This window comes from Streptomyces sp. 3N207 (assembly GCF_052246355.1).
Taxonomy (GTDB): domain Bacteria; phylum Actinomycetota; class Actinomycetes; order Streptomycetales; family Streptomycetaceae; genus Streptomyces.
The window spans coordinates 27,008-40,859 of the sequence record NZ_JBQQBV010000007.1 but is presented as its reverse complement, the minus strand read 5'-3'; the positions used below and the strand labels follow the sequence as shown (position 1 = coordinate 40,859).

General features: G+C 70.3%; 11 protein-coding genes. 4 read left to right on the top strand and 7 right to left on the bottom strand.

Annotated features, from left to right (window positions below; translation table 11 throughout):
* Positions 1–26: 26 nt before the first annotated feature.
* Positions 27–1,676 carry a ribosomal protection-like ABC-F family protein gene (abc-f, locus tag ACTWP9_RS13190; RefSeq protein WP_443246283.1) on the bottom strand — a complete coding sequence of 550 codons (1,650 nt, stop codon included), beginning with the start codon at positions 1,674–1,676 and terminating at the stop codon, positions 27–29.
* A 305-nt stretch (positions 1,677–1,981) separates the two neighbouring features.
* Between abc-f and ACTWP9_RS13185 the strand changes: the two genes are divergently transcribed.
* Positions 1,982–2,719 (top strand): TetR/AcrR family transcriptional regulator, encoded by a 738-nt coding sequence (locus ACTWP9_RS13185; RefSeq protein WP_443246282.1) that lies wholly within the window; start codon positions 1,982–1,984, stop codon positions 2,717–2,719.
* Here the strand turns inward: ACTWP9_RS13185 and ACTWP9_RS13180 are convergent.
* A complete protein-coding gene (locus tag ACTWP9_RS13180) occupies positions 2,704–3,327 on the bottom strand; it encodes a short chain dehydrogenase (protein ID WP_443246281.1) in 624 nt (207 codons plus the stop codon). The two genes, ACTWP9_RS13185 and ACTWP9_RS13180, sit on opposite strands and share 16 nt — an antisense overlap.
* A gap of 70 nt (positions 3,328–3,397) precedes the next feature.
* Between ACTWP9_RS13180 and ACTWP9_RS13175 the strand changes: the two genes are divergently transcribed.
* Positions 3,398–4,258 carry a LysR family transcriptional regulator gene (locus tag ACTWP9_RS13175; RefSeq protein ID WP_443246280.1) on the top strand — a complete coding sequence of 287 codons (861 nt, stop codon included), beginning with the start codon at positions 3,398–3,400 and terminating at the stop codon, positions 4,256–4,258.
* 6 nt (positions 4,259–4,264) lie between these two features.
* Here the strand turns inward: ACTWP9_RS13175 and ACTWP9_RS13170 are convergent, their stop codons facing one another.
* Positions 4,265–5,476 (bottom strand): MerR family transcriptional regulator, encoded by a 1,212-nt coding sequence (locus tag ACTWP9_RS13170; RefSeq protein WP_443246279.1) that lies wholly within the window; start codon positions 5,474–5,476, stop codon positions 4,265–4,267.
* A gap of 267 nt (positions 5,477–5,743) precedes the next feature.
* Positions 5,744–6,718: an NAD(P)-dependent oxidoreductase gene (locus tag ACTWP9_RS13165; protein WP_443246278.1), complete on the bottom strand. Its 975-nt coding sequence runs from the start codon at positions 6,716–6,718 to the stop codon at positions 5,744–5,746.
* Between the two features lie 68 nt (positions 6,719–6,786).
* Here ACTWP9_RS13165 and ACTWP9_RS13160 point away from each other — a divergent pair, with 68 nt between their 5' ends.
* Positions 6,787–7,149, top strand: a complete 363-nt coding sequence (locus ACTWP9_RS13160; protein ID WP_443246277.1) for a winged helix-turn-helix transcriptional regulator — start codon at positions 6,787–6,789, stop codon at positions 7,147–7,149.
* Positions 7,150–7,846: 697 nt separating this feature from the next.
* Positions 7,847–9,313 (top strand): rifampin monooxygenase, encoded by a 1,467-nt coding sequence (gene rox / locus ACTWP9_RS13155; protein ID WP_443246276.1) that lies wholly within the window; start codon positions 7,847–7,849, stop codon positions 9,311–9,313.
* Between the two features lie 144 nt (positions 9,314–9,457).
* Here the strand turns inward: rox and ACTWP9_RS13150 are convergent, their stop codons facing one another.
* The 3 genes from ACTWP9_RS13150 to ACTWP9_RS13140 are packed head-to-tail and all read right to left on the bottom strand — an operon-like array spanning position 9,458 to position 13,769.
* A complete protein-coding gene (locus ACTWP9_RS13150; RefSeq protein ID WP_443246275.1) occupies positions 9,458–11,173 on the bottom strand; it encodes an ABC transporter ATP-binding protein in 1,716 nt (571 codons plus the stop codon).
* Positions 11,170–11,871: a metal-dependent transcriptional regulator gene (locus ACTWP9_RS13145; RefSeq protein WP_443246274.1), complete on the bottom strand. Its 702-nt coding sequence runs from the start codon at positions 11,869–11,871 to the stop codon at positions 11,170–11,172. The genes ACTWP9_RS13150 and ACTWP9_RS13145 overlap by 4 nt, the downstream gene beginning before the upstream one ends.
* The gene (locus tag ACTWP9_RS13140) at positions 11,868–13,769 is read right to left on the bottom strand and encodes an ABC transporter ATP-binding protein (protein WP_443246458.1); all 1,902 of its coding nucleotides are present in this window, start codon (positions 13,767–13,769) and stop codon (positions 11,868–11,870) included. The genes ACTWP9_RS13145 and ACTWP9_RS13140 overlap by 4 nt, the downstream gene beginning before the upstream one ends.
* Positions 13,770–13,852 lie beyond the last annotated feature (83 nt).

Sequence of the window (13,852 nt, the reverse complement as noted above, 5' to 3'; positions counted from 1 at the left end):
TGGGGTGGGGCTCTGTCGGTCCGGGTTCACAAGTAGCTCCTCTCCTCGGCCGTCCCCTCGGGGAGCGACGCGGTCGGTTCTTCCAGGGCGAGCTGCGCGCCTCGCCAGCGCTGCCGCAGCCTGCGGTCGTGGCTGACGACGATCAGCGCGCCGTCGTAGGCGTCCAGCGCCGCTTCCAACTCCTCGACCAGCGCTGGTGAGAGGTGATTGGTCGGCTCGTCCAGCAGCAGGACATCGACCCGTTCGGTCACCAGCCGGGCCAGCGCGAGGCGTTGCCGCTGGCCCGTGGAGAGCCGGGCGGCGGGCACTGCCAGCCGCTCCACGTCGAACAGGCCCAGCGTGAGCAGCCGTCGGGCGTGTTCCTCCAGCGATCCGGGACGGCCCTGGGCGTACGCCTCCAACAGCGTCTGCCCGGCGTCGGCGGGGAGCTCCGGATCCTGGGGGAGGTATCCGATGCGGCCCCTGCGGGAGACGCGGCCGGAGTCGGGCGCCAGCTCTCCGGCAAGGACGCGCAACAGGGTGCTCTTGCCCGCCCCGTTGGGCCCCGTCACCAGCAGCCGTTCACCGGCGGCGAGGGCCAGACCCGTAGGGGCCAATCTGCCTCGGACACCGGCCTCCTCGGCGTCCAGCACCGTGCCGCGCAGCCCGGCGCCGCGCAGGGCCTGGGCGGTGAAGCGCAGTGGTGCCGGTGGGGCCGGAACGGGGTCCGCCAGCAGTCGGCGCAGCCGCTCCTCGGCGTTGCGGACCCGGCTGGCGAGGGACTGCTGGACGCGACCGGCGGCCCGGTCGTACGCCATCTTGTTGCCGTCCTTCATCGCCCGGCCGGGGGCCACTCGGCGGGCTGTGGTGGCGGCGGTCTCGCGCAGCCGTTCCGTCTCGGCCCGCCAGCGCTCGTGCGCTTCCGCCCAGCGGCGCCGGGCGGCGGCCTTCTCGGCCAGATAGCCCGCATATCCGTTGCCGTAGCGGACGACTTGGCGGCGGTCGGCGTCGACTTCCAGCAGCGTCGTCGCGACGCGCTCCAGGAAGGTGCGGTCGTGGGAGACGGCGATCGTGGTGCCGCGCCGGGCCCGCAGATGCTCCTCCAGCCAGCGCAGCGCGGCGTCGTCCAGGTGGTTCGTCGGCTCGTCGAGCAACAGCACCTCGGGGCTCGCGGCGAGCAGGGCGGCCAGCCGGAGCCGTACCCGTTCGCCGCCGGAGAGGCCGCCCACCGTGCGGGTGCGGGGCAGCAGGCCCAGTCCGAGCCCGTGCAGGGCGCGTTCGACGCGGGCCTCGGCCTCGTAGCCCCCACGCAGTTCGAAGACGGTCAGCAGCTCTCCGTACTCCCCGAGAGCCGATTCGTCGCCCTTCGACATCGCCGCTTCCAGCGTGCGCAGGCGCTGTTCCATGGCGCGCAGCTCGCTCATCGCGCGGTCGACGACCTGCTGCACGGTCAGCTCCGGGGGCAGCACCTCTTCCTGGGCGAGGTAGCCGACGCCCCCCTCGGCGTGCAGGACGATCTCTCCCCCGTCCGGCTTCTCCTCCCCGGCGAACAGGCGGAGCAGGGTCGTCTTGCCGGAGCCGTTCTCTCCGACGATCCCCGCGCGCTCACCTGCCGAGAGCGCGCAGCTCACCCCGTCCAGGACTGTCCGGCCGTCGTACGACTTCGTGACGGCCGAGGCCGTGATCTGAGTAGGCATCCGTGCTCTCCAAAGCGATCAAGGGTGAGACGTCCAGGGGGGACAGGACCGGGTGAACGCTCTGGTTGAGCATCGGCAACTCCTCTTCCGTGCCGCGGCATGTGTGATGCGCGACGGGTACAACCGGGAACCGCGACCGGCGAGGCTTTACAGCGACGCCTGTCGCGTTAAGATAGTGACACGGCGTCCCCGCCACGGCAAGTGGAAATCGCGAGCGAGGCGAGCAAGGCGGGCGAGGCGAGCAAGGCGGGCGAAGCCGGAAACGAGCAGGACGGGCGAGGACGGGAAGCGGAGATGGTCGTGACGTGACAGCGGGACTGACAGCAGGAAGGCCCGGAGAAGGCAACGACAACGCGGCCGACGAGGCTGCCGCCGACGCCGCGGAGCCGCCGACACCCGGCTCGCGGCGGCCCGGCGGTCGTACGGCGCGCGTCCGCGAGCGGGTGCTGGGAGCCGTCGGCCCGCTGCTTGTGGAGCAGGGATTCGACGGCCTGACCGTCGACGCCGTCGCCGCGCGCTCGGGCGTGCACCGCGCGACGGTCTACCGCCGCTGGCGCGATGTGGGCGGACTGCTCGCCGACGTGCTCGACGCGGCGGGGGACGACGGCTGGAGCCCGGCCGACACCGGCTCTCTGGAGGGTGACCTGCGGGCGCTGAACGAGGAGGTGCAGGAGGCGCTGACGGATGAGCCGTCGGTCGCGCTGGGCCTGATCGCCGCATCCTTCCGCTCGGAGGAGGCGGCGCGGGCGCTGAGACGGTTCTGGGAGGAGCGGTACGCACGCTGCGAGGTGGTCGTGGACCGGGCTGTGGCGCGCGGGGAGCTGAGTCCGCCGGTCGACGCGCGGAAGCTGGTGGTGAGTTCGACGGCCCCCGTCTATCACCAACGGGTGCTGCTGCACGCCGAACCGGACCCGGAGCTGCCGGCGGAGGCGGCCCACGCGGCTGCGCTCGCCGCGCGGGCCGGGGCATTCGCCGACGCCTCCGTGGGAGCCGTGGGAGCCGCGGGAGCCGTGGGAGCCGTGGGAGGTCACGCCAGTGCGTAGATCCGTCCCGTATGGCTGCCTTCGACGGAGCGGACGTACGCCTGGGCGACGTCCGCAAGGTCCACGGGCAGGACGCCGGGGAAGAAGTCGCCGTAGTCCGGGACGCTTTCGGTGAAGAGCGTGGGGCTGACGGCGTTGACGCGCTGCGGTGCGATCTCGACGGCCGCGGCGCGTACGAAGGCTTCCACGGCGCCGTTGGCCATCGAGGCGGCGCTGCCTGCGGGGATGGGCTCGCGGGTCAGCACACCGGTGATCAGTGTGAACGAGCCGCGTTCGGCGATCCGCGGGATGCCCTGCCGGACCAGTTCGAGCTGGCTGAGGACCTTGCCGTGGAAGGCCGCGGTGTAGTCCGCGGCCGACATCTGGGCCACCGGCTTGTACGGCACGTCGCCGGCCGCGCTGACGACGGCGTCCAGCGGCCCGCCCGCCGCGCGCGCCGCCGCATCCGCCGCTTCGTACAGGGCGGTGACCTGTTCGGGGTCGGCGATGTCGTAGCGCAGGTCGCCGCCGGTGCGGCCGACGGTGAGCAGCTGGTGGCCGCGCTCGGCCAGCGCGGAACGCACGGCGGCGCCGAGCCTGCCCGTCGCGCCGATCAGAAGAATGTTCATGCCCAGGACGCTAGGGCCCCGTCCTCAGCGCAGTAAAATGCCGATTGTGCAGGATTTATGCTCGGTGATTATGAATGTGGAGCTGCGTCATCTGCGGGCGCTGGCCGCCATCGGCGACGAGGGCACCATCACGGGCGCTGCCCGCGCCCTGCACATCAGCCAGCCCGCGCTCTCCCGCACCCTCGACCAGTTGGAGGCCCGGCTGGGCACCCGGCTCGTCGAGCGGACCACCCGCCGGCTGGAGCTGACCGAGCCGGGACGGCGGCTGTGGGAGCGCGCGCACCGGGTGCTGCGGGAGCTGGACGACGCGCTGGCGGAGGTCATGACGGGCCCGCGCCCGCTGCGGATCGGCTTCCCCTGGGGAGCGCTCGGCCGCCACACCGTGCCGCTCCTTCGCTCATGGCGTACGGAACACCCGGGCACGCCCCTGGGCGTGCGCCGGTGCGACGACCCGGAGGCCGAGCTGCGGCGGGGCGAGATCGATGCGGCCTTCCTGCGCACGCGCCCCGCACCCGGCGCGGGGCTGCAAGCGCTCGCCCTCTACCAGGAGTCCCGGGTCGCGGCCGTCCCGGACGGTGATCCGCTCGCCGAGCGCGGCACGGTGCGGCTGGCCGATCTGGCGCCGCGTCCGGTCGCGATCTGCGCCACCGCCACCACCACCAGCGCCGAACTGTGGCCCGAGGAGGCACGGCCCGACACCTTCGAGGTGGCCAACGTGGACGAATGGCTCACCGCCATCGCCACAGGGGACTCCGTCGGGGTGACCGCCGAGAGCACCCTCCACAGCTATCCGCACCCCGGCGTTCGCTATCTCCCGCTCGCCGACGCGGATCCGATCACCGTCTGCCTGGTGTGGCCGCACACCCCGACCCACCCGGCCACCCGTGCCCTCTGCGACCACGCCGCCCGGCTGCTGCGCGGGGCGCAGTGAAGCGGGTCAGCCAACAGCAGCGTCGGCAGCCACCACGTCGGCGACCACGCAGCTCACGTTGTCGGGCCCGCCGGCGCGGTTGGCGGACTCGACCAGTGTGCGTACCGCCTGCGCCGGGTCGGCGGCCGTGGTGACGATCTCGCGGATGTCAGCCGTCGGTACGACCGCCGACAGGCCGTCCGAGCACAGCAGGTACCGGTCCCCGGCACGCGCTTCGCGGAGCTTCATGTCGACGGCGCCGCCCGCGCCCTCCCCCGTCAACGCGCGGGCCAGCAGCGCGGGCTGCGGGTACGAGGCGGCCTCCTCGGGGCTCAGCCGCCCCTCGTCGAGCAGCTTCCGCACCAGCGTGTGATCGTCCGTGAGCTGGAAGAACTCCCCGCCCCGCAGCAGATGGGCGCGGGTGTCGCCGATGTGGACGAGGGCGAGCCGGGAGCCGGTCCGCAGCAGTGCCGTGAGAGTGGTGCCGACGTCCTCCGCCGCGACACCGCGCACGGCGCGACCCGCCTCCTCGACGGCGTCCTCCAGGGCGTTGAGGAGCTCACCGGCCGGAACGGTGTCCATCTCCAGCCGCCGGAGCGCCCCGACGGCCGCCGCGCTCGCCCGCTCTCCCCCGCTGCCGAACCCGTCGGCGACGGCCAGCAACTGGGCGTCGGCGTATGCCGTGTCCTGGTTGCTCTCCCGTACGCGTCCGGTGTCGGAGTGGGCGGCATAGCGGATGTTCAGGGGAACGTCGGGGGTTTTGGTGGTGTGCGACATGAGGTCCACGTCCTTCCGTGACAGGTGGTCGACGAGGAAGGTGGCCAGGTCCCGGCGCGCCGCGAACTCCGCCTCGGTCTCTGCCCAGTACGCCCGCACTTCCCGCGCGGCGGCCGAGCCCGTTGCCGTGAGGCCCGTCACCGCGGGGTCCGCTGCCGCGGAGCCCGTTGCTGCGGAGCCCGTCACCGCTGAGCCCGTTGCCGCCGCATCCGCTGTCTCCGCGTCCCCTGCCGTCGCCAGGTCGCATACGAGCCTGATGCGGGCCAGCGGCATGCCCAGGCGGCGCAGCCAGGCCACCAGCCGGGCGCGCTCCAGTTGTTCGGGGGCGTAGCGGCGGTAGCCGCTCACCGGGTCGACGCGGGCGGGGGTCAGCAGGCCGAGCTCGTCGTACAGCCGCAGGGCCTTCGGGGAGAGCCGCGACGCCTTCGCGAAGGCCCCGATGGTCAGCCAGTCCGTACCCATACCCGTCCTCCCTCCTCACCGGGCTCCCCGCCCGGCACCGCCGATGCTGCGGCTTCCCCCGAGGTGAAGGTCAACCCGCACAGCAGGCACATTCCGTTCGGCGGCCGGCCGGCCGCCGAGCGGGGTGCCGCAGCACCGGATGCGCCGTCCGTCGCGGGCCCTGGCGATCCGGCGCGCCTCGGCCAGACCCGTCCCATCCGACCCCTCCCGTCCGAACCGTCCCGCGCGGCCCGTCCCGTGCGGTACGCGCCGCGCCCGGGCGGCCGGTCAGCGCCGCCCCAGCACCTCCGCGACCCGCATGAACCCGTCCGTTCCATGTCCCAGTCCGATGGTGCGGCGGGCCCAGCCCTCGACGGCGCGCATGACTGCCGCGTCGATGCCGTGCTCCTCGGAGGCGTGCACGATGTGCGCCATGGAGGAGGCACCCGAGGTGAGCGGATTGAGCCTGCCCGAGAAGGTGCCCTCGTCCGTGTCGTCCGCCCACTCCTCGAAGATCGGCGGCAGGATCGCAGCGATCCCCTTGGCGAACGGTGCCAGCTCCCGCGCACTGATGCCCTCCGCGCGGGCCATCGCGACGGCGTGCGCGTAACCCGCCATCGCGGTCCAGAAGATGTCGAGCAGCGCGATGTCATGGGCCGCCGCGCGACTGATCTCCGTACCGAGGTGGGTGTGGGTGCCGCCCAGCGCCTCCAACACGGGCAGCTGACGCTCGTACAGCTCGCGCGGTCCGCTGTGCAGGAAGACGGCGTCGGGGGTGCCGATGGTGGTGGTCGGCGTCATGATCGCGCCGTCCAGGTACTGGATGCCGTGCCGGTCCGCCCAGTCGGCCGTGTCCCGGGCGCGGCCGGGGGTGTCGGCGGTCAGGTTCACGACCGTACGGCCCTTGAGCGCTTCGGTGACGGCATCGCGCCGCAGCACGGCGTCGGCCGCGTCGTAGTTGACCACGCAGACGACGGTCAGCTCGGCCGCCGCGACCGCCTCCTCGGCCGTCGCAGCGCTCGATGCGCCCCGTTCGACCAGTTCCTTGTCCTTGCCGGGGGTCCGGTTCCAGACGGTGGTCCGTACTCCCGCGTCCAGGAACGCACCGGCCAGCGCCTGCCCCATCGGCCCCAGCCCGAGCACCGTGACGGCGGACCGGCCGTCGGAAGACGGACGGCCGGTGGATTGTTCCTCGGACGGGGACGTGGAGGAAGAGGCGGAGGAAGACGTGGGGGAGGCGGACGAAGATATGGACGAAGACATGGCTCAACTTCCTTGCGAATACGATGAATAGCGGCAAGCAGCAACTGTTGATGACAAAGGGGGCGACGATGACGCGCAGCCGGGCTCAGGACCCGAACGTGTGCGGGGTGACCGCCGCGATCTCCGTGATCGACGGCAAGTGGAAGACCGCACTGCTCTGGCAGTTGGAGTCAGGCCCGCGCCGCCCCGGCGAGCTCCGCAGAAACCTGCCGGGGCTCACCGAGAAGGTGCTGACTCAGGCACTCCGCGAGATGGAGACGGACGGCCTCGTGCACCGCGAGGTGTACGACGTGCTGCCGTTGAAGACCGAGTACTCGCTGACCCCGTTCGGCCGCGATCTCGCCGAGGCTCTCGGACCGCTGTCCGACTGGGGCCACCGTCGGCTGGAGAGGCTCACCAGGGCGCTGGAGCCGCAGACGCCGGTCTCCTGACATCGCGCCACCCCGAGCCCCCTTCGCCGGTTGTCCCTCGTTCGTTCCTGCCGGGCCGGTCGGTCGTCCGACCGGCCACCACCAGACTCGCCCGGCCGCCTGCTGCTGCCAAGTACCCACAAAAAAGTGGCTGCCGCCCACAGCAGCGCGCTGCGAAGCCGAGGGCCGGGGGAGGGGAGATCCGCCTTCTACGGGTCATCCCGGCGGTGAATCCCCGCATGCTGAACGTGGCTTCACTGCGAGCCAGGGCGCTGGCGTCGACGTCGGCGCCGGCAATTCGGAGCTCGGCGTTCGATCTGGGCATCGCCGCGGCCGTCCGGCTGAAAAAGCCCGGCCGTGGTCGGGTCGCTCGGGGAGAACGAAAAGGAGGCGCTACTCACTCCTTGCCATGTTCAACGTATAGCGCACCGGGGGGCTTGCGGCAAGACCCGGGTGGTGCCGCAGAATCATCGGCCAAGGCCAGAACCTGCAGAAATCAGGGATTCGCGAAATGCGTGCGCTGTTTGTCGACGTAATGGGCACGCAGGCACGTCAATTCGCCGGTGGTTCGCCGCTTATTCGCCGGTAGAAGACGTCTGGACCGCCTGTGGAACTCGCGGTACGTCAACGAGAACTCGGCGTCGAAGTGCGGGATGCGCGGCGCCGGACTACTGCGAAGCGGTCGGCCGGAAATCACATCCGTCAAGTGGGGGTTTTCATGATCGACGTGATCGTGGTCGGCGGCGGGCCGACCGGCCTGATGCTGGCGGGCGAGTTGCGGCTGCACGGTGTGCACGTGGTCGTGCTGGAGAAGTTGGCGGAGCCGACCGGGCAGTCCCGCTCGCTCGGCCTGCACACGCGCAGCGTCGAGGTGATGGACCAGCGCGGCCTGCTCGACCGGTTCCTCGCGGTCAGCGAGCGGTTCCAGGCCGGCAGTCTCTTCGCCGGCATCGCCAAGCCGTGGCCGGACCGTGTGGATACCGCACATCCGTACGGCCTCGCCATCCCGCAGGCCGTCACGGAGCGTCTGCTGACCGAGCACGCCACCGAGCTCGGCGCCGAGATCCGGCGCGGCTGCGAACTGGTCGGGCTGAGCCAGGACGAGTACGGGGTGACCGCCGAGCTGGCCGGTGGGAGCACCCCCGCCGATGAGGGCGTCACCGGCAGGGGAGGGACGCGGCTGCGCGCACGCTATCTCGTCGGCTGCGACGGCGGCCGCAGCGTGGTGCGCAAGCTGCTCGGCGTCGGCTTCCCGGGCGAGCCCACCAGGGTCGAGACGCTGCTGGGCGATATGGAGGTGACCGAGGATCCGGCGACGATCACCTCCCTCGTCGCGGAAGTCCGCAAAACCCAACTGCGGTTCGGCGTCGTCCCCATGGGGGACGGGGTGCATCGCATCGTCGTGCCTGCCGAAGGGGTGGCCGAGGACCATGCGGGTGCGCCGACCCTCGCGGAGTTCACGCAGCAGCTGCGGATGGTCGCCGGCACCGACTTCGGGGCGCACTCGCCGCGCTGGCTGTCCCGGTTCGGCGACGCCACCCGGCAGGCCGAGCGCTACCGGGTCGGCCGGGTGCTGCTGGCCGGTGACGCGGCGCACATCCATCCGCCGGCCGGCGGGCAGGGGCTCAACCTCGGCATTCAGGACGCGTTCAACCTCGGCTGGAAACTTGCCGCCGAGGTCAACGGCTGGGCGCCGAAGGGGCTGCTGGACAGCTACCACACCGAACGGCACCCGGTCGGCGCCCGGGTACTGGCGGGCACCCGGGCACAGATCATGCTGATGGGGACCGGTCCGGGTGCCACGGCGTTGCGGGAGCTGTTCTCGGAGCTGGCGGACTTCGAGGAGGTCAACCGGCACCTGACCGAGATGATCACCGCGGTCGGGATCCGCTACGACTTCGGCGACGGCCACGAACTGCTCGGCCGACGGTTGCGGGACGTGGAGCTGAAGCGGGGTCGTCTCTACGAGCTGATGCACGGCGGCCGCGGGCTGTTGCTCGACCGTACCGGTCGGCTGTCGGTCGCCGGATGGGCCGACCGGATCGATCACGTCGTGGACGGCAGCGAGGAGCTGGAGATGCCCGCGGTGCTGCTGCGGCCGGACGGTCATGTGGCCTGGGCCGGTGAAGACCAGGAGGAACTGCGGAGCCAGATGCAAAGATGGTTCGGCGTTCTTGCCCCGTAGCATTTCTTGCTCCGTAGCAGTTCTTGCTCCGTAGCAGTTCTTGCTCCGTAGCAGTTCTTGCTCCGTAGCAGTTCTTGCCCCGCAACGGTGCCCTGCCCCCGTAGCAGTTCTTGTCCGTAGCGATGGATCGGGCTTCATTCCGGCTCATTCGCTCGCTGCCGGTATCAGGGAAATGTTCCAGTAATCGGCGTAACGGCCACCGCGGCGCAGAAGTTCGTCGTGGCTGCCTTCCTCCACGATCCGGCCGCCGTCCAGAAAGGCGATGTGATCGGCGCGTTGGACGGTTCGCAGCCGATGCGCAACCATCACCACCGTCCGGCCTGCCATCAGGCGTTCGATGCCCTGGTGGACCGCCGCCTCGTTCATCGGGTCCAGCGCGGAGGTCACCTCGTCCAACAGCACGACGGGCGCATTCTTCAGCAGTGCCCGCGCGATCGAGACACGCTGGCGCTCACCGCCCGACAGCAGTGCGCCGCCCTCGCCGACATGCGTCGCCCATCCGCCGGGCAGTCGCTCGAGCACCTCGTCCAACCGCGCCGCGGTCACTGCTGCCCGCACCTCGGCTTCGTCGGCATCGGGGCGGCCGAGACGCACGTTCTCCTCGATCGTGCCGTCGAAGAGATAGACGTCCTGGAAGACGATGGAGATATGCGCCATCAGCACCTCGGTGTTGATGGCGCGTACGTCCACGCCTCCTACGCGCACCGCGCCCGCGTCCACGTCGTAGAAGCGTGCGAGCAGTTGCAGCAGTGTGCTCTTGCCCGCGCCCGACGGCCCGACAACGGCAAGCCGCCGTCCCTCGGGCACGGACAACGACACATTGTCGATCACCGTACGGTCGCCATGCTGGAAGGAGACGGACTCGAACTCCAGGTCATGGCTTGTCGGCTGGACCGGTTCGGGAGCTTCCGGCAGCGGTTCGGTGCGCAATACCGTGTCGAGTCTCGCCAGCACGGAACGTGCGCCGCGGAGTTTGCCGCCGATATCCGACAGCGAAAGCAGCGGCTCCGCACAGCGGGCGGCCAGTACCAGAATCGTCAAGGTCTCTGGCACCCCGATATTCCCGCCGAGCGCGAGGTAAGCGCCCAGGACCAGCAACGCGGTGAACATCGCCTGCACCGTGACCGTCAAGCCCAGTACGCCGGGCAGCGCCGACAGCGTGGAACGGCGGGACGCGCGCTGGACCTCCCGCAGCGAGTCGTCGAGCAACCGGAAACGTTCGGCGGTCCGGCCGCCGGCGCGCAGTGCCGGCTGGGCCTGGAGATATTCGATGACCCGCCCGGTGGCCTCGTGGTCGCGTTCGTGGCGCTCCGCGTCGTCGGCGGCCATCGAGCGTCCCGTCCAGATCTGGATCGCCGCCACGGCCGGTGCGGCAGCCGACGCGGCCAGTCCCATGTGCCAGTTGACTGCAAGCATCACGGCAACGATCGTCAGCGGCGTCACACAGGCGGAGATGAACGGTGCCAGCAGATGCGCGATCACGCTCATGGCCTGCAGGACACCGCGACTGGCCAGGACGGAGACCTCCCCGACGCGGCCGGCACCGTACCAGCCGATGGGCAGGCGGGCCAGATGATCGCCGAGACGGTGGTACGTACCACGCAACAGCGCGGCCCCGACGCGGAAACCGGACAGATCGCTGATGTAGCGCAGCGCCGCGTAGGCCGCGACCGCGGATCCGAACGCGAGCAGCCAGGGCCAGGCATCCGAGGGCGTGCTCCCGAACAGCGCCCGCAGTACGGGAACCAGCAGTGCGTAGGACAGCCCCTCGGCGATCGCGGTCGTCGTCATCAGGGCCACGGTGCGGCGCATCGGCCGGGCGTACTCGCGCCCCAGCACGCGCAGCAGGGTGTGCATCATCGCGGCTGGTCTCCTTGCAGTACGCCGGTGTGGGGCTCCACGAAGATGTGATCACTGAGTTCGTGCGGGAACGTCGCCTGCTCATCGCCTGTCACGCGCACACCGCCCTCGGTGGCCATGACCGTGACCTTGTGAGCGGGTCGCATCCCGACGCGTTTCAGGCGCAGCAGGACCGAGGGACGGTTCTGGAGTTGTTCGCTGATCCGGACGACCATCACCGTGCTCTCTGCGGCGGTGGCCGCATCCGTCATGGTGAGGACGGGTTCGAGGACGGCGCCGCTCTCGTCCCGAGTGGGAATGGGGCTGCCGTGCGGACAAGTGGCGGGGTGGCCGAGGATCTCCGTCAACCGCGTCTCCACCGCGTCGGACATGACGTGCTGCCATCGGGACGCCTCGACATGAACGTCCTCCCATTGAAGACCGATCACGTCCGCCAGAAGGCACTCGGCCAGGCGGTGTTTCCGCATCACCCGCACTGCCCGACGGCGGCCCGGCTCCGTCATCACCAACCGCCGGTCGCCGGCCACCCGCACCAGGCCATCGCGCTGCATCCGGGCCACCGTCTGTGAGACGGTCGGCCCGCTCTGCTGGAGCCTTTCGGCGATCCGCGCCCGAAGTGGCACGACGCCTTCTTCCTCCAGCTCGAAAATGGTGCGGAGATACATCTCCCTCGGATCGACCAAGCCATGCGTTCTCACGGTCGTTCTTCCTTCCTCGCACGCCCGCCTGTCGGCATCGCCTGCCCCCGTTCGACCGACCGGTCGGTATCGGTCTCCTCACACCTCACCGCTTCGGTACTCACCGAGTCGGTACTCACCGATCGGTGGGATTGCCAGAACGCGGCGAACTTTCCGTTCTGTTTCAGCAGTTCGGCGGGCCTGCCGCGCTCGACGATCGAACCGTTCTCCAGCATCACGACGGTGTCGGCGTCGGCGACCGTCTCAAGGCGATGGGCGATGACCAGAACGGTCCGCTCGCCCTCCGGCGTCGTCAGGGCCCGGCGCACTGCCTGTTCGGTCTGCGGGTCGGCGAAGGCGGTCGCCTCGTCGAGCACCAGAACGGGCGCGGCAGTGAGCAGTGCGCGGGCGATCGAGATCCGCTGTGCCTCGCCGCCCGACAGTCCGGCGTCCTCACCGATCACCGACTCGTATCCGCGCGGCAGTTCGAGAATTCGGTCATGAATGTTTGCCAGCCGGGCGGCGCGAACCACGTCGCCGAGTTCGGCATGCGGTACGGCCAGCGCAATGTTGTCCGCGACCGAAGCGCGTAGCAGGCGGACGTCCTGGAAGACGAAGGAGATATTCCGGTAGAGCTCCCGGCTGCCGATTTCGCGCAGATCGACACCGCCCAGGGCGACCGAACCGTGGGTCGGGTCGAAGAATCGCGGCAACAGCTGAACGAGCGTCGACTTTCCGCTGCCCGACGGCCCGACGATCGCGGTGACCGTCCCCGGTTCGAGGACCAGGTCGATCCCTCGCAGCACCTCGCGGTCGGCTTCGTATCCGAACCGAACGTCACGCAGTTCCACGCGGTGCCCCTGTGGTGCGACAGGGTGCGCGGGTTCCGGCAGCGACTGCACCGCCAGCACGTCCCGGATCCGGCCGACCGCGCGCCGTGCGGCCTGCATATCGTCGAAACCATGGCCGAGGGCTGCCACCGGAGCGGTCAGGCCCAGCCCGAGCAGCAGGAAGGGCAGCAGGTCGGCCGGGGGCATGCTCCCGCTCGTGAGCAGAGCCGCGCCGCCGATCAGCACGACCAGCAGCACGAACGGCGGCGACAGCACCATCTGCATCCCCGCGGCGATCCCGGAGACACCGCGCACCCACCGGTAAAAGGTGTCGACGAAATCGTCTGCGGCCGTGCGGAATTCACGGTGGGAGCGCCCGGAGCCGCCGAACGCCTTGACCACCGAGATGCCCTGTACGAATTCGACGACGGAGTTGGAAATCCGTCCCATGCCCTCGTCGAACTCCGTCTGTTCGCGCTGCCGGGCCGGGGTCATCATCAACGGGACCAGCGCGATTGCCAGCACCACCGGTATCAGCGTGATCAGGGTGAGCCGCCAGTCGACGGTGAACAAATAGATCAGCGACACAAATGGCACCACGAATGCGGCGACGAGTTCGCCGGGGGTATGGGCGATGAACGGGTGCACCGCACTGACGTCCTCCCCCACCACCTTTGCCAGCTCACCGGTCCGGCGTCGGGAGAACCAGCCGATCGGTACGTGCCCCAGCCGCTCAGCCAGCGCTCGGCGAAAGGACAACTGCACCTGGCTGTCGAGAATGTGCCCGATTCCGGACGAGGCGGCCGTGAACAGCAGCCGTACGAGCAAGCCGGTCGCCCCCGCGATCACCACGGTCCGGACATGGCCGTGATCGGTCGGCCCGGGCGACAACAGCGCACGGCCCAACTCGACGACCGCCAGCAGCGGCGCCAGACCCGCGACAGCGCCGATGACCTGCAGGACGACAACGGCCGCGAAACTCCGGAAATACGGGCGCAGCAGCCGTGCCATGCTCTGCCCCGGCGCGGAATCGTCATCCGGTGGTGGTGTGGACTGTTCCCTCGCCCGGGAAAGGCCGGTGGCGGTCATCGCTCTCCCGTCTTCGTCGATTTCGTCATAACCTTCGTGGATTTCGTTTATGACCTTCGTGGATTTCGGGACCTTCGTTGCTT